We start from the raw sequence: 19,345 nt of genomic DNA on the forward strand, positions 1-19,345 counted from the left end.
ACAGCAGTAAGACCGATGACGCTCTGGATCGATATTGACGATTTGCTCACCTATCTGGCTCATCACAGCCGTCCCAGTGGCATCCAGCGCGTCGTCTACGAAATATCCGGCGCCCTGCATCACCTTGGCGGGAGGACAGTCCGTTTTGTCCGGCGCGGAGAGAACTGGCGGGATCTGCGCGTCGTCGACTGGTCCTTCGCACAGGCCCTCTTTGACCGCATGACCTTCACGCCGGTGGACAGGAAAAGCTCCGAGTGGGCTCCGGCTGCTCAGACTCCTGACGAGCCGGAGACCGAAACCTCAGGCCTTTCGTCGCAACTGCCCGCTTTCGTCGTACCGGCTTCCGACAGCACCGTTTCCAACGACAGTCTGCTGGGTGAACTGCTCCAGATCCAGAAAGGGAGCCTGCAGCAGGCCCTGAGCGTTCCGGGTGGTTTTGCCCGGGTAACCGAACGTCATGTCTCGGCATCCCTCAAACGCCAACGCGATATCTGGCAGACAAAGCGCGACCAGCGCAAAGAACAGACTGCCCAGAAGAAAGTTCAACAGACACGGATTGCCCTTCCGCCTGGTGCACCGCTGACGGAAGCAGCAGGTCCCGGCGATATCTTCCTCACGCTGGGTGCGCCCTGGCACCATGCCGATTATGCAACCATGGTCCGCTGGATACGGGACGATCTGCGGATGTCCTATGGTCTGCTCATGTATGATCTGGTTCCGATCCGTCACCCCGAGTGGTGCACACGCGACATGATCCAGGATTACACGGACTGGCATCAGGCCATCCTGCCACTCGCCGACAGGATCTTCGCCATCAGCCAGGCCACGGCGCGGGATGTGGAAAGCTATTTGAAAGAACAGGGCATCGACACGCCCGTTCAGGCCATCCCGCTGGGCACGAGCTTCGGCCTCGCCGAGACCGCCACAGCCTCCGAAGCTCTGGTGGACGAACCCTATGCCCTGTTCGTCTCGACCATCGAGGCGCGCAAGAACCATGCCCTCCTCTTCCGCGTCTGGCGGCAACTGCTCGAGGACATGCCGGCTGAGAAGGTTCCAACCCTGGTCTTTGCCGGACGCGAGGGATGGCTCGTCTCCGACCTCATGCAGCAACTGGAAAACTCCCGCTGGCTGAATGGCAAGATCCGTTTCATCCAGAACCCCACGGATGGCGAACTGCGCCGCCTCTACGCTGATTGCAGTTTCACGCTCTTTCCGTCCTTCTTTGAAGGCTGGGGGCTGCCGGTCACGGAAAGCCTCTCGATGGGACGCCCCTGCATCGCTTCGAACACGACCTCCATTCCCGAAGCCGGAGGAAGCCTTGGACGATATTTCAATCCCTGCAGTCTGAAAGAGGCCTACACGGTCATCCGACAGACCATCGAGGATCCCGAAGGCCTTACCGCATGGACGCAGCAGGTCCGTACGGAGTTCAAACCCAGGCCGTGGGCCGAAAGCGCTAAGACCATTCTGGCAACGCTCGAAACACTCTGAGCAGGGTTTTTCTGACACTCCGGGACTGTTTGCGGTCCGGGGCCTTGAGTTGAGGCCCCGGATCACGCACATGCAGAGGCATCCCCGCCGCCTGGTCCCGACAAGGAGCGTCACACTTGAAAATCAACGGCATTTCCTATCGCAGCCTCTGGCGCCCGTCCGATGACGATCGCAGCATCCGGATTTTCGACCAGACCCGCTTTCCCTGGAACGTGGAGATCCTGGAACTCCGGGACGCAGATGCCGTCGCCGAGGCCATCACCACCATGCAGGTCCGCGGAGCACCGCTGATCGGAGCCGTCGCGGCCTATGGTCTGGTTTTCGCGCTGCAGGACGACGCCTCCGACGCAGCACTGGACAAGGCAGCGGCTTTCCTGATCGCCACCCGCCCGACGGCCATCAATTTGCGCTGGGCCATCGAGCGCATGGTCGCACACCTCAAGGCCGTTCCCGAAGATGAACGCGTCGCCGCAGGTTACGCTGAAGCCGATGCGATCTGCGACGAAGACGTGCAGACCAACGAGGCCATCGGCCGTCACGGACTAGAGCTGATCCGCGAGATCTGGGAGCGCAAGGGCAAACAGAGACAGGTAAACCTGCTGACGCACTGCAATGCCGGCTGGATCGCGACCGTGGACTGGGGCACGGCCCTCGCCCCGATTTACATGGCGCATGACGAGGGCATCCCCGTGCATGTCTGGGTGGACGAGACCCGCCCGCGCAATCAGGGCAGCCTCCTGACCGCATGGGAGCTCGGCAGCCATGGCGTCCCGCATACCGTCATCGCCGACAATGCCGGCGGGCATTACATGCAGGCCGGTCGTGTGGACATGGTCATTGTGGGCACGGACCGTGTGACCGCTCAGGGCGATGTCGCCAACAAGATCGGTACCTATCTCAAGGCGCTGGCCGCCCGTGACAACAATGTCCCGTTCTGGGTGGCGCTGCCGTCCTCGACGATCGACTGGCGCGTGCGCGACGGCGTGAAGGATATCCCGATTGAAGAGCGCAGCGCGGATGAAGTCCTGTTCATGACGGGACTGGACAGCGATGGGGAAGCCGGCCGCGTCCGGATCGCTCCGCTCAACAGCCCGGCGGCCAACCCCGCCTTCGACGTAACGCCCGCACGCCTCGTGACAGGCCTCATCACCGAACGCGGCCGCTGTGATGCATCCGAGGCCGGGCTGCAGTCCCTCTTTCCCGAGCAGACGAAAGTCCACTGAGGAGTGTCCTCCTGCCAGGACCTGGACTGCGCGATACCACCTCCTGTTCCGGTCTCCGAGGAACCACCTGCAGCCTTCCTTCCGCTGTGGTTCCGCATCATACGGGGCTTCCTGATGGCCAACGTCATTGCCGGAATGGTCGCGAGCGTTTTTCTTCCCGGTATCGGGCTCGGCGCTGGCATGGCCCTGTCCAGCCCCGACAACGAGCCGATTTTCGGATGGTGCCTGTTTTTCTATCTCTTGCTCCTGCCGGTCATCTGCATCGTGACAGCCATCCTTCTCTTCAGGGCGGCGTCCCCGTCCCGGATGCGGATGATCGTGAACACGCTGATTTCGGCAGTTCTGCTCGGCATCTGGTTCCTTCCCACGGGCGTGCCACTGCTTGAGAAAGCCTGTACGAAAATCATGGCGGTCCATGCGGCCAGCCATGCCCCTCTGAGCGCCCGTCCTTGACGCCCCGGTCGTCTTGGCCCTTCATTCAGGCTGGGAAACAGATCCCCCAACGAGGATAACAGTGCCAGATTCGCATATTTTCAGGCGAGCAGCTGCTACGGCCGCCCTGCTCGCACTGGCTGCATGTTCCAGCCAGCAGAGTGTCCGCCCGTACCCGGCCCGCACGCCGAACGCCCAGTATGCGAACGGAACCACTGGTCCGGCTGGCTATGACAGCCACGTCCCGGATTTCGCCACACGCAATTTCGAACCGTTCAACCGTCAGGATGTCGCCGCCATCGCCCTGCGCGAATGGCGGATGTTCGGCTCGCCCGTCTCGGATGATGATCCCGAAGACCGCCCCGAACCCACCGATGCCGCACTGAAGCCCGAACGCCTCCCCGGGCTGTGGCAGCGCGTTGGCGAGTACTGGTGGATCGGGCAGGACCCGTACGAGACGGAAGTGGGCTGGACGGGCAAGACGGACTCCCAGGGCACACGCTTCGAGATCGAGCATGACGGCCATTACGCCTGGTCCGCAGCTTTCATTTCCTATGTGATGCGGGTCGCCGGAGCCAATGACCGCTTCCCGTATTCGCCCAATCACTCGACCTACATCAACGCCGCCGCCAGCGGACAGTCCAGCGGCGTCACGGCCCACGATCCGGGCACCTATGCCCCGAAGATCGGCGACCTGATCTGCGTCGGCCGAGGCCGCAGCAAAACCGTTACCTTCTCCATGCTGCCCACCAGCTACGGCTTTCCGGCCCATTGCGGCATCGTCTCCGCCACGAACCAGAATGCCCAGCCCTTTGGTCACGAACTGAGCATCGTCGGCGGTAACGTGGACGATGCCGTGGCCCTCACCCATGTTCCCACGGATGCCAACGGTATGATCGCCGATGGTTCAGGCCACAGCTATGACAGCCGCTATCCCTGGTGCGCCGTGCTGGAAGTCCATTACGATGCGGATCAGGAACCCGACAGCGGCATGTGAGTGGACGGCAGGCCACTGGCACGCCAGCCCTTGTCCGGACCATGCTGGTCCTCGAATCCGTCCACGATATTGCTGACATCCGCATAACCGGCATTTTCCGCCAGAAGTGCGGCATGATGTGACCGCATCCCCGACCGGCACAGGAACAGCAGCGGAGTCTGCTGGTCGGGGACAGCCTCGACCAGAGCCTCCACGAACTCCCGCTGCCGGTCCGGCTGCCAGGTCAGACACAGGAGCGGCGCCATCATTGCCGATGCGTCCGGCAGCCCCACATGTACCCATTCCGGCCGGGTCCGGACATCCACGAGAATGGGAGCGGGCGTTTCCGGCGCCTGATTTTCGGGTTCTTTTTCAAGCATGTCCCATGCCTGTCGTGCCGTCAGAACCTTCATGCTCTTCCTCATCCTTCCAAAACGCGTTCTATAATTCACCCAGCACAGGAGTGAACTATGACTGACATCTCCCCGAACCGCCAAACCGTCTCTCCGGCCACCACGCCTGGATGGCAGACCACTTCCCCGGGCATGACCGCCGCAATCGGGGGTACACCCTTGATCCGCCTCAGACGCGCCTCCGAGGAAACGGGCTGCGACATCTACGGCAAGGCCGAGTTCATGAACCCGGGCGGCTCGGTCAAGGACCGTGCAGCCCTGGCCATCATCGAGAACGCTCTGAAGACCGGCGCCCTCAAGCCCGGCGGAACCGTCGTGGAAGGCACGGCCGGCAATACGGGTATCGGCCTCACACTGGTCGCCCATGCTGTTGGCTGCAAGGCCGTCATCGTCGTGCCGGAAACACAGAGCCGCGAGAAACTGGACTTCCTGCGCATGATCGGCGCGGATCTGCGTCTCGTACCCGCCAAGCCGTATCGCGATCCGGGCAATTACGTTCACGTCTCGCGCCGTCTGGCCGAAGAGATCGGCGGATTCTGGGCCAACCAGTTTGACAACACCGCCAACCGCGAAGGCCACCGCGCCACCACGGCCCGCGAGATCTGGGAACAGACGAGCGGCGAGGTCGATGCCTTCACCTGCGCCTGCGGCACCGGCGGCACGCTGGCCGGCACTGCGCTCGGCCTGCGCAATCAGGCGAAAGCCGCAGGAAAGACGGCCCCGCGCATCGTCCTCGCCGATCCGGAAGGCTCCGCGCTTTATGGCTGGGTCAAGTCCAACGACCTCACCGCCACCGGCAACTCCATCACCGAAGGCATCGGTCAGGGTCGTGTCACGGCGAATCTTGAAGGCTCGCACCCCGACGACGCCGAACGCATCCCCGATGCGGAAGCACTGGAGCAGATTTTCTCCCTGACATCGGAAGAAGGCCTCTCCGTTGGGGGCTCGTCCGGCATCAATGTTGCCGCCGCAATCCGGACGGCACGCAGGCTCGGTCCCGGACATACGATTGTTACAATTCTGTGCGACGGTGGAGCCCGATATCAGTCCAAGCTGTTCAACCCGGAGTTCCTGCGTGCGAAAAACCTGCCTGTTCCCCCCTGGCTGGCATAACATCGCTCCCATCCACATCCTGTCCGGAAACGCCTTTTTCCGGACAGGCGGCATGAGCAGTCCGAACGCGGTCACAGCATTCCCGAAAGGCCTCTGGTCATGAGCACGGAAACCCTGCCCCATCTTCTGGTCGTGGATGATGACCGCGAAATCCGCGAACTGCTGAGCCAGTTCCTCGAACGCAACCATTTCCGCGTCACAGCCGCCCGTGACGCCCGCGAGGCCCGCAAGGCCTGGGCCAACGGGCATTACCAGCTCGTGGTGCTGGACCTGATGCTGCCCGGCGAAAGCGGCCTTGAAGTCGCGCGCTGGCTGCGCTCGCAGGACAACGTCCCCATCATCATGCTCACCGCCATGAGCGATGAAACCGACCGCATCATCGGCCTCGAATTCGGCGCGGACGATTACGTCGCCAAGCCGTTCAATCCGCGCGAACTGCTCGCCCGCATCCGCGCCGTCCTGCGCCGGACGGTTGATGTCGAGGACAAGCGTCAGGCGTCCGACACCCGCAAGATCCATTTCGCCGGCTGGTGCCTCGACCCCGTGCGCCGGCGCCTGCTGAACCCGGACGGGGCGGAAGTCTCCCTCACGGGCGGCGAGTACGACCTGCTCATGGCACTGCTAGAGCGCGCAAACCGCGTCCTGACGCGTGACATGCTGCTTGAACTGCTGCGGGGCCGTCAGGCCGGACCGTTCGATCGCGCGATCGACGTGGCCATCAGCCGCCTGCGCCGCAAGCTCGAGGATGACGGGCGCAATGCACAGGTCATCAAGACGGTCCGTGGCGGTGGCTACGTGCTCGCAGCGGAAGTGGAGCGTCTCTGAACCCGATGCACATCCTGCCACGGTCTCTCGTCGCCCGGACCAGCCTGCTGCTGATCGTGGGCCTTGCGGTCGTGGAAGCGGCGGGGCTCGGAATCCACGCGCTGGACCGCTTCGATCTGGAAGAGCGCAGTCAGGTCCACGAGGAACAGGTTCAGGTCTTTTCAATCTATCGCACGGTCGCGGAAGCCAAACCCGCCGACCGACACGATGCGATCGACGACCTGCATATCCCCTCCAACGTCACGGTGCTGCTGATCAAGGAGCCGGACCCGCTGATCGAGGGGCATGAAATCCCGTTTCCGGCGATGGCATCACCGTCTTTCCTGCACCGCCTGCATGATGATCCATCGGGCCATGAGGGCTTTCCGCCTCCCGGCCCGATGGATCCGGGCATGCCGCATCCCGGACCCGATATGGGAGGGTCGGGCTTCCCCGGCCCGATGGGACCACCAGGAGGACCGCCCGGGGGACCAATGGGCGGACCGGAGTTCCATTTTCCTCCCGAACACCCCGATGGCGAACATCCGGACGCCGAGCACCTGAACGGAGAGCCGCGCTTTCCCGGCACCATACACCGCCGCGACATGCCACCCTTCATGCGCTGGGCGCTCCTGCCGTCCTCGCTCTATCCGCGCAAGGTCCTGATCGGGCAGAAAATGCGCACGCATTCGACCTCGATCCTCCTGCCGGACCGTGACTGCTGGCTCGTGGTACGTTTCGTCACCTCCCTGCCTAATCCGTTCGGCTCCCCGACCTTCATGATCGCCTTCCTCGTCATGTCGATTGCAGGGAGTGCGATGATCGTCTGGGCCACGCAGCGCCTGATCGCGCCTGTCAGAACGCTGGCCAATGCCGCCGAAGCTTTGGGCCGGGACGTCCACACGGTCGCCCTGCCCGAGAACGGCCCCTCCGAAATCCGTCGTGCCGCCATCGCCTTCAACACCATGGCCCTGCGCATCCGTCGCTTCGTGACGGACCGCACGCTCATGCTGACCGCCATCGGCCATGACCTGCGCACGCCCATCACACGCCTGAAACTTCGCGCCGAATTCATTGACGACGAGGAACTGCGCAACAAGGTTCTGGCCGATCTGGACGAAATGGAAGCCATGGTCTCGGCCACGCTGGCCTTCGGGCGGGACAGCGCCTCCGCCGAACCCATCGTCTCGCTCGACCTGCGCGCCCTGCTCCAGACCATCATGGACGAAGCAGCCGAAAGCCTGCCGGACAAAGCCGACGACCTGTTCTACGAGCCGCCCAATGTTCCTGTCCGGATCAAGGCCCGCTCGGTGGCGCTCAAACGGGCCCTGAACAACCTGATCCTCAATGCCCTGAAATATGGTGGCAACGCGCATGTCACGCTCATTCCCGCCACCCATCCGGGCGAGAAGGGCAACGTGGTCAAGATCCTGATCGAAGATAACGGCCCCGGCCTGCCCGAAAGCGAGCTGGACCGTGTGTTCGAGCCCTTCGTCCGCATCGAAAGCAGCCGCAACCGTGAGACCGGCGGCAGCGGTCTGGGTCTGTCCATCGCCCGCACCATCCTGCATGGCCAGGGCGGGAATGTCCGCCTCGAAAACCGGCCGAGCGGCGGGCTGCGCGTCATCGTAACATTGGCCCTGTAAGCCCGGTCCGGACAGGCCCGCACCTTGATCAATGGTGCCGGCCCTTCCATGCTGGGGGCTTCCCCCCATTTTCTGATCAGGTCTTTCCCATGAAACAGCGTGAACTTGGCCGCACCGGCATTGCCGTCAGCGAAATCTGCCTCGGCACCATGACCTTCGGTCAGCAGAACACCGAAGCCGAAGGCCACGCCCAGCTCGACATGGCGCTGGACCACGGCATCAACTTCATCGACACAGCCGAACTCTATTCCATTCCACCCCGCGCCGAGACGCAGGGCTCAACGGAAACCATCATCGGAAGCTGGCTGAAAGCCCGCGGTGGCCGGGACCGCCTTGTCATCGCCAGCAAGGTCGTCGGACGCACCGCCATGCCGTGGTTCCGGCCCGATGGCGAGGAAGCCCGCCTGACCCCGCGCCAGATCCGCTACGCCCTCGAAGGCTCCCTGCGCCGCCTCGGCACGGACTATATCGACCTCTATCAGCTCCACTGGCCGGACCGGAAAATCGGCCTGTTCGGCGCAGGCGGCACGACATTCCGCGACCTGCCGGAAGAAACCTCCGTCCCCATCGAAGAAACGCTCGGCGTGCTCGGCGATCTCGTGAATGAAGGCAAGATCCGTCATGTCGGCCTCTCCAACGAGACCGCCTGGGGTGTCTCGAAATTTCTGGAAGCCTCCCGCACCGGCCTGCCCCGCGTGGCTTCCATTCAAAACGCCTACAACCTGATCAACCGGACGTTCGAAATCGGTCTGGCGGAAATGGCGCTTCAGGAGAAAGTCGGGCTACTGGCTTACTCTCCGCTGGCTCAGGGCTATCTCACCGGGAAGTATCTCAACGGCGCCCGTCCCGCAGGCGCCCGCACCACGCTGTTCGATCGCGGCCAGCGTTACCAGAAGCCCGGCGTTGATGAGGCCGTCACGGCCTATCACGCCCTCGCCCGCGAGGAAGGGATCGACCCCGTCCAGCTCGCCATTGCCTTCGTGACCTCACGGCCCTTCGTGACGTCCAACATTATCGGCGCCACCAGCCTGGAGCAGCTCCGCACCATTCTCGGCGCGGAAAACGTGACCATCACGCCCGAACTGGAAGAGAAGATCAACGCCATCCATCAGGTCCACTCCAACCCGGCTCCCTGAGGCGGAGCATCCGGCATCGGGGCTTATGCGCCTCTGATGCCGGGCGGGATCAGACCTTGATCAGTCGCGCGGCAAAGAACCCGTCCATGCCGCCGAGTTCGCTCCACAGGCCCGGATGAGTGCGGAACATCCCGTCCCAGGTCCGCGCGACGGCCATATCCGCCAGCGCGGCTTCCGAGAACGGATCGAACTTCCAGCCACCACGTGCAATCGCAGCCTTGATCCGCTCCGGCCCTTCCTCGTCCTGGAGCGAGCACACGGCATAAAGCAGCACGCCGCCCGGCTTGAGCATCTCGTGTGCCGCGTCGATCAGCGCATCCTGACCTTCCGCCAGTGCCGTCACATCGCGCGGGCGCTTGATCCACAGCACATCCGGATGGCGGCGCAGTGTCCCCGTCGCGGAACACGGCGCATCCAGCAGGACCATGTCCACCGACGTTTGCGGACGCCATGTCGCAGCATCCGCCACGACCGTCTTTGCCGTAAGCTTCAGACGCGCAATGTTTTCCTCAAGCCGCTTGGCCCGCGCTTCCTCGCGCTCGACCGCCACGACATGCGCGCCAGCCGTCGCAAGCTGCGCCGTCTTGCCGCCCGGTGCCGCACAGAGATCCACAACGGTCTTGCCCGCCACATCTCCCATAAGCTTCACCGGCATCGTCGCCGCCACGTCCTGCGCCCAGAACGCGCCGTCCTCGAACCCTTCCAGCGCCGTAATCCGCGTGCCGGCCGGATAACGGACGGAACCGGTTGGCAGCACCTCGCCCCCTTCCGGCGCGACCGCGCCCGGACGCAACGTCAGATCCAGCGGCGCCTCACGATGCAGACCGCGCGAAATCGCCCGCGCCCGCTTGCCCCACGCACTCCACAGCCAGGGCGGCACATCCAGCCGGTCCTCGTCGAGGCCCTCCAGCAGATCGTGCCCTTCCCGCGACACGCGTCGCAGCACCGCATTGGCCAGCCCCGCGAATGGCGCCAGACCACGACGACGCAGCAGATCCACGATCGTGCCGACGGCCGCATGAGGCGGTGTTTCCAGATGCAGCAGCTGCGCCACGCCCATCAGCAGCGCACAGCGCACCGGCTCGGGCGGCTCGCGTCGCAGCATCGGCTGAAGCAGTTCGGTCATGCTGCCCAGATGACGCAGCGTCGTCGCCGCCAGACGATGCGCGGATGCACGGTCACGCGGATCCATCGGCCCGGCGCGGTCCAGCGTCGTCTCCAGCATCCGGCGATGCTCGACCACACCGCAGACGATATCGAATGCCAGATCGCGCGTCGGATCCGGCGCGGGACGGCGCTCCTGCGTCCTGCCCTGCGAAGGGCCCCGCGAACGACGTGAACCACCGCTCCGGTTTCCGGAGGCTGGATTACGGGGCGACGGATTGGAAGGCTTCTGGGTCATGACTGGCTATCGGTCTCTCGCATCCTGCCGAAATCGCATCTTGCGGCCACGGACGCAATGGCGTCTTCTCCAGACATGTCCGATCTTATTGCCCAGAACCTCGCCGCCATCCGTCACCGCATTGCCCAAGCCTGCGAAAAGGCCGGACGTGCAGAGGCGGATGTCTCCCTCGTCGCCGTCAGCAAGTTCCACCCGATAGAGAGCGTCGAAGCCGCGCTGAAAGCCGGCCAGCGCCTGTTTGGCGAGAACCGCGTGCAGGAAGCGGCCTCCAAGTTTCCGGAACTCCGCAAGACCTTCCCGGACCTGCGTTTGCACATCATCGGTGGCCTGCAGACCAACAAGGCGGCCGAGGCATGCCAGATCGCCGACATGATCGAAAGCCTCGACCGCCCGTCCCTGTCCGACGCCATCGAGAAGGGCGCACAGAAAGTCGGTCGCCTCCCCGAGCTTCTCGTGCAGGTCAATACGGGCGACGAACCGCAGAAATCCGGTGTTCCACGCGAAGAGGCCGATGCTTTCATCGAAGCCTCGCTCAAAAGATTCGGACCAAAGATCCGCGGCCTGATGTGCATCCCCCCCGAAGGCGAAGATCCTGCGCCCCATTTCCGTCTGCTGCGCGACATGAGCCAGCGACATGGCCTGCCGGTGCTCTCGATGGGAATGTCCGCTGATTTTGAAACCGCCATTGCCGAAAATGCGACGCTGGTCCGGGTCGGGACCGCCATTTTCGGAGCCCGCCCCGCGCCACAATCCTGACACGCGGCTTGCGTCCGCCGCAGAAATCTTGTCATGAGGGACAGTTGCCCTGATGCGGAGCCGCGCTCGAGAAGCGCTGTGACAGTAGACAGCGGCACTCTATTGACGCCCGTAAATGGAACCAGCAATGCCTGAACATGACGGTGACCACGCCTCCAACCCTCCTCATGGCGTAGGAATTCCCAACGACTCCGCCGGAATCGTGCAGACGATCGAGCAGGCCCGCTCGGAGGGACACACCCACGAAATCGGCGGTGGAGAAGAGGGCTCCGGCCATAAGCGTCCCGCCGGCATGGGTGCCCTGCTCGCGGTGCTGGGTGTGGTCTATGGCGATATCGGCACAAGCCCGCTCTATGCCCTGCAATCCTCGGTCAGCATCGTCAGTTCGCCGAAGGCGCCGGCCCAGCCCTGGGAAATCATGGGGCTCGCCAGCCTGACCTTCTGGGCGCTGATGCTCATCGTCACCATCAAATACGTCATCCTCATCATGAGGGCCGACCATGATGGCGAAGGCGGCATCATCGCGCTGATGTCCCTGGCCCAGCGCGTGTGCAAGTCGCAGCATTTCCGATGGCTTTTCGGCCTCGTGGGTATTGCGGGCACCTGTCTGTTCTTTGGTGACAGCATCATTACCCCGGCCATTTCCGTGCTTTCGGCCGTGGAGGGTATTGAGACTTCCGTTCCCTCGGCCAGCCACATCATCATTCCACTGGCGATGGTCGTGCTGGTCGCCCTGTTTTCGGTGCAGGTGCTGGGTACGGGCAAGATCGGCAAGGCTTTCGGGCCGATCATGGTCTGCTGGTTCAGCGTGCTCGCCATTCTCGGCATCAAGGGCATCTTCCTCTACCCGCATATCCTGCTTGCCCTGTCCCCGACTTTCGCGCTCGAATTCATCGTTCTTCACGGCTATCTGTCGTTCATCGCACTGGGTTCGGTCGTGCTCTCCGTGACAGGTGCGGAAGCGCTTTACGCCGATATGGGCCATTTCGGCCGCGCGCCGATCCGCAAGGCCTGGCTGTTCTTCGTCCTGCCGTCGCTGACGCTGAACTATTTCGGGCAGGCCGCCCTGCTGATCCGCGATCCGCATGCCCTGTCCAACCCGTTCTATCTTCTGGTGCCGCACTGGGCGCAGATCCCGATGCTGGTCCTTGCGACGTTTGCGACCGTGATCGCCTCGCAGGCCGGCATCTCGGGCAGCTTCTCCCTGTGCCGCCAGCTCATCCAGCTCGGCTATCTGCCGCGCACCCGCATCATGCACACCAATGCCTCCGAGGAAGCACAGATCTATCTGCCGTCCCTCAACTGGATCCTGGCCTTTGGCGCGCTGGTTCTGGTTCTGGCGTTCCGCACGTCCTCGGCCCTCGCCGCGGCTTACGGCATCGCCGTGACGGGCACGTTCCTGTGCACCTGCGTGCTGGCGATGGTGGTGTTCCGCCGCGTCTTCAAATGGAAGTCCGCGACGGTTGCGATCGTCTTCGGCTTCTTCTTCATCGTGGACAGCATTTTCTTCTCGGCGAACGTACTCAAAATCCCCGATGGCGGCTGGGTCCCGCTGGCGATCGGCATCATCAGCACCATCATCATGACCACCTGGAAGCGCGGACGCAGCCTCATTGCAGCCCGTCAGCAGGCGGATTCCATGCCGATGGGCTCCTTCCTCGCCCGACTGCCGCAGTCCCGCACGATCCGTGTCCCCGGCCTGGCGGTCTTCCTGACCGCCAATCCGGACATCGTGCCGAATTCGCTGCTGCATAACCTCAAGCACAACAAGGTCCTGCACGATCACATCCTGTTCGTGACGGTCGAAAACCTTGACCAGCCGGAAGCCGAGCGCGGGCATCGCGCCATCGTTCAGGAACTGGCGCCGAACATCCATCGCGTCATCGTCCGCTACGGCTTCATGGAGATGCCGAACCTTCCGCGTGCGCTGCTGGAGCTGAATGCGCTGGGCGTGGCGTTCGATGCCATCCAGGCGTCGTACTTCACGTCGCATGAGCTGGTCGTGCGCTCCCGTGTGCCGAAGATGCAGCTCTGGCGGATGTGGATCTTCCTTCTCCTCCTGCGCAATGCCGCCTCCACAACAGAGTTCCTGCGTATCCCGCCTGACCGCGTTGTGGAGTTCGGCGTCCGGATCGCCATTTGACAACCACATCACAACCCGGCCCGCTCTCCCTCTACATCCACTGGCCGTTCTGTCTGGCGAAGTGCCCCTACTGCGATTTCAACTCCCATGTCCGGGAGGTGATCCCGCAGCAGCGCTTCGCCGAGGCCCTGCGCCGCGAACTGGCCCATGACGCCGCCCGTCTGACCCGCGACGGCGTCAAACGCCCCCTGCGATCAATCTTCTTCGGTGGGGGTACGCCGTCGCTCATGGCGCCCGAAACCGTCGCCGCCCTGATCGAGGATGCGCATCGCCTGTTCGATGCGGAAGACAATCTCGAAATCACGCTCGAAGCCAATCCAACCAGCGTCGAGGCCGGGAAATTCGCGGCCTTCCGTCAGGCGGGCGTCAACCGCGTCTCACTCGGCGTGCAGAGCCTGCGCGACGATGCCCTGCACAAGCTCGGCCGCGAACATTCCGCCACACAGGCCATCCGTGCGCTCGAAACCGCCCGAACCCTGTTCCCGCGCATTTCCTTTGACCTGATCTACGCCCGCCCCGGCCAGAGCGATGCCGACTGGACGGACGAACTCACCACCGCACTCGACCTCGTGGCCGATCACCTTTCGCTGTATCAGCTCACCATCGAGCCCGGCACGAAGTTCGAAGCCATGCGCCGCCGCGGCGAACTGACCCTGCCCGACGAGGACACGGCTGCCCGCCTGTATGATCTGACCGGCGAAATCGCCGCCCGTCACGGCCTGCTGCCCTATGAAGTCTCAAACTATGCCCGCCCCGGCGCGGAAAGCCGGCACAATCTGACCTACTGGCGCTATGCGGATTATATCGGCATCGGCCCTGGCGCTCATGGCCGTCTCACACTGGACGGCCAACTCTACGCCACCCGCCGCCATCGTGCACCGGAGCCTTGGGCGGAGCGTGTCGAAAAAACAGGCTCTGGTAGCACCGAGGAAACGCTCCTCACCCCCGAAGAAAAGGGCCGCGAAGCCCTGCTGATGGGCCTGCGCCTGTCCGAAGGCATCAATGAAGCCTCCTTTGCCACCCGCACGGGCCGGGCACTCATGGACTGCGTGGACCCTGCCATGCTTGAAGCCTGCATCGAGGAAAACTACCTTGAGCGAGCCCACAGCATCCTGCGCGCGACAGGCGAAGGACGGCTCCGGCTTGAAGCAATACTGGCGCGACTGGTCACTTGAAGGCATGATCCGGTCTTAATCCATCTGGAAGAGACCATGCGCCGACCCATTCTCTCTGCCCTTCTGGCCGCCTGCACCGTGCTGGCCCCGCTTGCCACAGCAAGCGCTGCTCCTGCCTCGAACCCCGCTCCGAACTATGTCGTACTCGACAACGACTTCCTCGGCCCGGGCGGCTCCAACATCCAGTCCATCATCCCGCTGCTCAACCGCCCCGACGTGACACTGCTGGGCCTGACCTCCGTCATTGGCGATGACTGGGAAAACGCGGGCACGGCGCATGCCCTCCGCTTTCTGGAAATCGCCCGCCAGACGCAGATCCCCGTCGCCGACGGTGCCACCACGCCGCTGGTCAACACGGTGGCCGAGACGAAGCTGCGCGAACAGCAGTTCGGCGTCATTCCCTGGAAGGGCGCCTGGGGCGGTCTCGGCTCCATCGAGCACGTCCCGGCTACGCAGCCCCCCGTCGGCAAGCTGCCGGAAGGTACGCCACATATCGCGGCCGATCCGCTTCCGGCCGCCATGTTCCTGATCCGCGAGGTTCACGCTCACCCGCATCAGGTCACGGTCATTGCCGCCGGTCCGTTGACAAACCTCGCCCTCGCCATCCGCATTGACCCGACTTTTGCCGCGACCGCGAAACAGCTTGTCTTCATGGGCGGTCTGCTTGATGCCAGCATGATGTCCGTCACCGGCAATGCCGACTTCGCGTCCGACTTCAACATGATCATGGACCCCGAAGCCGCCCGCATCACTCTGACCGCACCCTGGGCCTCCATCACCTGTGTCGGCAATGTCTCGAACGACATCATGATGACGCCTGAACTCGCGAACCGCATCGATGAAAAGCACAACGCCGTCACGGATTACCTGAAAAAGTATCAGGCCCCTCTGCCGCTGTGGGATGAACTGACCTCCGCCATCGCCGTTGATCCCACACTGGTCACGAAGTCCGTCACGGCCGTCATGGACATCAACATCGAACACGGCATGGATTACGGCCACGCCCATATCTGGCCGGATTCCACGGCGCCGAAAGCCATGGGCCTACGCAAGGTGAAGATCGTGCAGTCGATCGACAAGACGCGCTTCATCAACGATTTCGTCTCGCAGTCCCAGAAGGCTCTGGGCACGCACTAACCCAAGGAGGGCACCCGACACACATGCTGAACATCATCAAGCTGGCCGTCGGCTGCCCGAGTCTTGAAGTCCTGCGCGAGCGGCTGAACCACTACCGCGTCAACGGCCACGCCACCGTCCAGACCCGCACCATGCCCAAACGGGCCGAAGAGGTGCTGGACGGTGGCTCGCTGTACCGCGTGATGGATGGCATGATCCTATGCCGCCAGCCGATCATCGGGCTGGAAAGCTGCCAGCGCATGGATGGCAGCACAGGCACGCTGATCGTCGTGTCTGACGAAATCATCCCGGTCCAGCCACGCCCCATGCGCCCGTTTCAGGGCTGGCGCTATCTGGAACCTAAAGACGCCCCGCCCGATTTCGGCAACAGTCTCGGTGACGACGGTATCGCCGAGCTTCCACCACAGCTTCGTCGCGAGCTGGCCGAACTCGCCCTGATCTGAGCCTTCCGGACCCAACAGGCCTCATTTTCGCTGCATTCCGGGAACGGTATGGGACATGAAACGTCATGCTCCTATTCCGGGGAACCACATGACGTTAGAGGTGGTCCCGTCCGTTCGGACAGTTTTGCGGGCTTGATAAGCTATACCCGGTTGTTGTTATGCCGCCCTTCTGACGGCGTTGCTGTTGGCCCTCTGGTCCGGGGTTAACCCCGGACCAGATGGCGTCGGCACGTTATGATACGCCTCATCGGGCGTTCGTCCAGCCAGCGCCGTATGCGGACGCCTTTCGTTATAATGGGCGATCCATCTGCCAAGCCCGGCCCTCAGCTCTGATCCGGTCTCGAACGCGTACAGGTAGACGCATTCGTATTTCAGCGACCGCCACAGGCGCTCGATGAACACGTTATCCAGCCATCGCCCACGCCCGTCCATACTGATGCGGATCTGACGCTCTTCCAGTATCCCGCTGAAACGGGGTGTCGTAAATTGCGACCCCTGGTCAGTATTGAAAATGTCCGGGGCGCCATAGCGCATGAGGGCATCCTGTAGCGCCTCGATACAGAACTCCACGTCCATCGTGTTCGACAGACGCCAGGACAGGACCTTGCGCGTGAACCAGTCCATGATCGTCACGAGATAGAGAAATCCCCGTTTCATGGGAATATATGTGATATCGGAACACCAGACCTGGTCAGGCCGATTGATGACCAGATCCCGTAGCAGATACGGATATTTCCGATGCTCCGGATGAGGCACACTCGTGCGCGGCTTCTGGTAGACCGCCCGCAGGCCCATGATCGCCATGATCCGCCGGACCCGCTTGCGGCCCACTTCATGTCCCTGGCGGCGCAGATGCCATGTCATCTGCCGTGAGCCATAATACGGCGTTTCCAGGAACTGGGCGTCGATCAGCCGCATCAGCTCCAGATTGGCCTCGCTCTGTGGCACAGGCCGATAGTAAACGCCCGACCGGTTGAGTTGCAGCAGCGTGCATTGCCGGATTATCGGCAGACGCGCTCGCTTCGGGTCAATCATCTGCCGCCTCTGATCACGCCCAACCGAGCAGAGGCATCGCGTAAAAAATCCCGTTCCACGAGAAGTTCGCCTATCTTCGCGTGCAGTTTCTCCACATCAGCAGGGCTGACCGGCGGCTCAGCCACCGTCTTCCCGGAAAAGGTCGCCGCCATCCCCTCGATCGCCTGCCGTTTCCACTGTGCGATCATCGTCTGATGCACTCCATGTTTCGAAGCCAGTTCCGCCAGCGTCAGTTCCCCACGGATCGCCTCCAGCGCAACCCGTGACTTGAACTCTGCCGCATACCGTTTCCGCGTAACCTTGCCCATAAAACCCGTCCTCGTTCAGGCCAGATGATAGCTTATCGCCCTGTCCGAAAAATGGGGACCACCTCTAGGCCGCACCGGCCCCCGATACCAACCAGCGCTACATCCTTGAATCCCAGTCCGTAGCACGCGCAACCGTCAATCCCCTGCCTCCGCGCCTGCCACCCAACGCACGGGCCCGCTGGCTCAGCTTCGTGCAGGTGGACAGCGTTGGCAGTGCCGCCGAAAAAGCCGTGCAGCTTGGCGGCCGCGTTCTGGTCGAGCCGCATCTCGATCACCAGAACAGCATGATTGCCATCCTCGCCGATCCGGCAGGCGCCGCTTTCGGCGTTATGGAATGGCATGATCCCATCGCGGCAGGAGACGCGAAATGACCCGTCGGACAACAAAGACCTTCGCCCGCATCGGCGGCGCGCTCTGCCTGCTCGGCATGCTGTCCGGCTGCGTCGGCTATGACGGATACGGGTATGATGGTTACGGCGGCTATGGCGGCGGTGGCTATTACGGCGGTTACGACACCGGCTGGGGTGGTGGCTGGGGCGGCGGTTGGGGCGGCGGCTACGGCGTCGGCCCCTATCGTGGACGTGGCCCCGGCGGTCGCGGGCCCGGTGGACGCGGACCGGGAGGACACGGCTTCGGCGGTGGACCCGGTGGTCATGGTGGCCCCGGAGGCATGGGCGGTCATGGTGGACCGGGCGGCGGGCCCGGTGGAGGCCATGGCGGTCCGGGCGGAATGGGCGGCCACGGTGGCGGACCGGGTGGGGGTGGCCATGGCGGAGGTGGCGGTCAAGGTGGCGGCGGCCATCACTGACGCTCTTCGCGACCAATCCACATAAAAAAGCCGGAGACGACACCCCGTCTCCGGCTTTTTCTATTTTTCAGGCCCTAGGCTCAGGACCCATTGATATGATTGCGGAAATCTAATTCAGCCTCTGTGAGGAGACTGAAGATGAGTGACCTGTATTGGTTGACGGAGGAGCAGATGGATCGTCTGCGGCCCTTTTTCCCGAAGAGCCATGGCAAACCTCGCGTTGATGATCGTCGTGTGTTGAGCGGGATCATTTTCGTGAACAGAAATGGTCTGCGCTGGCGTGATGCGCCCCGGGAATACGGTCCACACAAGACGCTCTACAACCGCTGGAAGCGCTGGAGCGCTATGGGGGTATTCATCCGCATGATGGAGGGACTGGCTACTGGCAAGGCAGAGCCTCAGACAATCATGATTGATGCGACCTATCTCAAGGCACATCGCACGGCTTCGAGCCTGCGGTTAAAAAGGGGGCTCAGGCCGTTTGATCGGGCGGACCAAAGGCGGGATGAATACGAAGCTGCATGCTGTCACCGACCGGAACGGACGTCCGCTCGACTTCTTCATGACAGCAGGTCAGATCAGTGATTATACTGGTGCCGCTGCCCTTCTGGACAGTCTGCCACCAGCCGAATGGATGCTGGCAGACCGGGGCTATGACGCTGACTGGTTCAGAGAGGCCCTGGAGGAGAAAGGGATCAAACCCTGTATTCCTGGTCGAAAATCTCGTGCAAAACCGGTCAAATACGACAAACGGAAATACAAAAGACGCCACCGTATCGAGATCATGTTCGGCAGGCTCAAGGACTGGAGACGGGTCGCAACACGCTATGACAGATGCCCGACCGTCTTCTTCTCGGCAGTCTGCCTCGCCGCAACCGTCTTGTTCTGGCTATGAGTTCCTGAG

Annotated in this window: 19 protein-coding genes; 16 read left to right on the top strand and 3 right to left on the bottom strand. The window is 62.9% G+C overall.

The features are described 5' to 3' along the window. Positions 1 to 15: 15 nt before the first annotated feature. From ACJ2A4_RS05280 to ACJ2A4_RS05295, 4 genes are all read left to right on the top strand, one after another. Entirely contained in the window at positions 16 to 1,491 is a 1,476-nt protein-coding gene (locus tag ACJ2A4_RS05280) for a glycosyltransferase family 4 protein (RefSeq protein WP_408873899.1), read from the top strand. Between the two features lie 116 nt (positions 1,492 to 1,607). Then, positions 1,608 to 2,714, top strand: coding sequence for an S-methyl-5-thioribose-1-phosphate isomerase (gene mtnA / locus ACJ2A4_RS05285; protein ID WP_408873900.1), 1,107 nt, complete (start codon positions 1,608 to 1,610; stop codon positions 2,712 to 2,714). Positions 2,715 to 2,828: 114 nt separating this feature from the next. After that, entirely contained in the window at positions 2,829 to 3,167 is a 339-nt protein-coding gene (locus tag ACJ2A4_RS05290; protein WP_408873901.1) for a hypothetical protein, read from the top strand. 55 nt (positions 3,168 to 3,222) lie between these two features. After that, the gene (locus tag ACJ2A4_RS05295; RefSeq protein ID WP_052327647.1) at positions 3,223 to 4,143 is read left to right on the top strand and encodes a DUF2272 domain-containing protein; all 921 of its coding nucleotides are present in this window, start codon (positions 3,223 to 3,225) and stop codon (positions 4,141 to 4,143) included. On the opposite strand, the gene ACJ2A4_RS05300 is transcribed toward ACJ2A4_RS05295, so the two are convergent. Next, positions 4,119 to 4,535 (bottom strand): rhodanese-like domain-containing protein, encoded by a 417-nt coding sequence (locus ACJ2A4_RS05300; protein WP_408873902.1) that lies wholly within the window; start codon positions 4,533 to 4,535, stop codon positions 4,119 to 4,121. The genes ACJ2A4_RS05295 and ACJ2A4_RS05300 overlap by 25 nt on opposite strands. Before the next feature lie 57 nt (positions 4,536 to 4,592). Between ACJ2A4_RS05300 and ACJ2A4_RS05305 the strand changes: the two genes are divergently transcribed. The 4 genes from ACJ2A4_RS05305 to ACJ2A4_RS05320 all read left to right on the top strand — a co-directional run bounded on the left by ACJ2A4_RS05305 (position 4,593) and on the right by ACJ2A4_RS05320 (position 9,234). Next, positions 4,593 to 5,648, top strand: coding sequence for a cysteine synthase A (locus ACJ2A4_RS05305; protein WP_408873903.1), 1,056 nt, complete (start codon positions 4,593 to 4,595; stop codon positions 5,646 to 5,648). A gap of 99 nt (positions 5,649 to 5,747) precedes the next feature. Further along, on the top strand, positions 5,748 to 6,473 hold the full coding sequence (locus ACJ2A4_RS05310; RefSeq protein ID WP_062506969.1) for a response regulator: 726 nt from the start codon (positions 5,748 to 5,750) through the stop codon (positions 6,471 to 6,473). Between the two features lie 5 nt (positions 6,474 to 6,478). Beyond that, the gene (locus ACJ2A4_RS05315; protein ID WP_408873904.1) at positions 6,479 to 8,098 is read left to right on the top strand and encodes an ATP-binding protein; all 1,620 of its coding nucleotides are present in this window, start codon (positions 6,479 to 6,481) and stop codon (positions 8,096 to 8,098) included. Between the two features lie 89 nt (positions 8,099 to 8,187). Further along, complete coding sequence (locus tag ACJ2A4_RS05320; protein WP_408873905.1) at positions 8,188 to 9,234, top strand: aldo/keto reductase; 1,047 nt, start codon at positions 8,188 to 8,190, stop codon at positions 9,232 to 9,234. 49 nt (positions 9,235 to 9,283) lie between these two features. Here ACJ2A4_RS05320 and ACJ2A4_RS05325 read toward each other — a convergent pair whose 3' ends face one another. Then, the gene (locus ACJ2A4_RS05325) at positions 9,284 to 10,636 is read right to left on the bottom strand and encodes an RsmB/NOP family class I SAM-dependent RNA methyltransferase (protein WP_408873906.1); all 1,353 of its coding nucleotides are present in this window, start codon (positions 10,634 to 10,636) and stop codon (positions 9,284 to 9,286) included. A gap of 75 nt (positions 10,637 to 10,711) precedes the next feature. Here ACJ2A4_RS05325 and ACJ2A4_RS05330 point away from each other — a divergent pair, with 75 nt between their 5' ends. From ACJ2A4_RS05330 to ACJ2A4_RS05350, 5 genes are all read left to right on the top strand, one after another. Next, positions 10,712 to 11,392, top strand: a complete 681-nt coding sequence (locus ACJ2A4_RS05330; RefSeq protein ID WP_408873907.1) for a YggS family pyridoxal phosphate-dependent enzyme — start codon at positions 10,712 to 10,714, stop codon at positions 11,390 to 11,392. Between the two features lie 115 nt (positions 11,393 to 11,507). Beyond that, positions 11,508 to 13,535 (top strand): potassium transporter Kup, encoded by a 2,028-nt coding sequence (locus ACJ2A4_RS05335; RefSeq protein ID WP_408873908.1) that lies wholly within the window; start codon positions 11,508 to 11,510, stop codon positions 13,533 to 13,535. Continuing rightward, positions 13,532 to 14,710, top strand: a complete 1,179-nt coding sequence (gene hemW, locus ACJ2A4_RS05340) for a radical SAM family heme chaperone HemW (RefSeq protein ID WP_408873909.1) — start codon at positions 13,532 to 13,534, stop codon at positions 14,708 to 14,710. The genes ACJ2A4_RS05335 and hemW overlap by 4 nt, the downstream gene beginning before the upstream one ends. Positions 14,711 to 14,746: 36 nt before the next feature. Continuing rightward, positions 14,747 to 15,847 carry a nucleoside hydrolase gene (locus tag ACJ2A4_RS05345; RefSeq protein ID WP_408873910.1) on the top strand — a complete coding sequence of 367 codons (1,101 nt, stop codon included), beginning with the start codon at positions 14,747 to 14,749 and terminating at the stop codon, positions 15,845 to 15,847. A gap of 23 nt (positions 15,848 to 15,870) precedes the next feature. Next, on the top strand, positions 15,871 to 16,290 hold the full coding sequence (locus tag ACJ2A4_RS05350; RefSeq protein WP_408873911.1) for a DUF1489 family protein: 420 nt from the start codon (positions 15,871 to 15,873) through the stop codon (positions 16,288 to 16,290). A gap of 156 nt (positions 16,291 to 16,446) precedes the next feature. Here ACJ2A4_RS05350 and ACJ2A4_RS05355 read toward each other — a convergent pair. Further along, positions 16,447 to 17,633 (bottom strand): IS3 family transposase gene (locus tag ACJ2A4_RS05355; protein ID WP_408873912.1). Its coding sequence is split into 2 segments (ribosomal slippage): positions 16,447 to 17,375 and positions 17,375 to 17,633, totalling 1,188 coding nucleotides; the frame shifts between segments, so codons are not numbered across the junction. Between the two features lie 101 nt (positions 17,634 to 17,734). Between ACJ2A4_RS05355 and ACJ2A4_RS05360 the strand changes: the two genes are divergently transcribed. From ACJ2A4_RS05360 to ACJ2A4_RS05370, 3 genes are all read left to right on the top strand, one after another. Next, positions 17,735 to 18,004: a VOC family protein gene (locus ACJ2A4_RS05360; RefSeq protein ID WP_408874106.1), complete on the top strand. Its 270-nt coding sequence runs from the start codon at positions 17,735 to 17,737 to the stop codon at positions 18,002 to 18,004. After that, positions 18,001 to 18,441: a hypothetical protein gene (locus ACJ2A4_RS05365; RefSeq protein ID WP_408873913.1), complete on the top strand. Its 441-nt coding sequence runs from the start codon at positions 18,001 to 18,003 to the stop codon at positions 18,439 to 18,441. Before ACJ2A4_RS05360 ends, ACJ2A4_RS05365 begins: the two co-directional genes overlap by 4 nt. Before the next feature lie 138 nt (positions 18,442 to 18,579). Continuing rightward, positions 18,580 to 19,336, top strand: a protein-coding gene (locus ACJ2A4_RS05370) for an IS5 family transposase (RefSeq protein ID WP_275877879.1) whose coding sequence is annotated in 2 segments (ribosomal slippage) — positions 18,580 to 18,905 and positions 18,904 to 19,336 — 759 coding nt in all. Because the reading frame shifts where the segments join, the coding sequence is not laid out codon by codon here. Positions 19,337 to 19,345 lie beyond the last annotated feature (9 nt).

Source organism: Gluconobacter roseus, from assembly GCF_046058915.1.
Taxonomy (GTDB): domain Bacteria; phylum Pseudomonadota; class Alphaproteobacteria; order Acetobacterales; family Acetobacteraceae; genus Gluconobacter; species Gluconobacter roseus_A.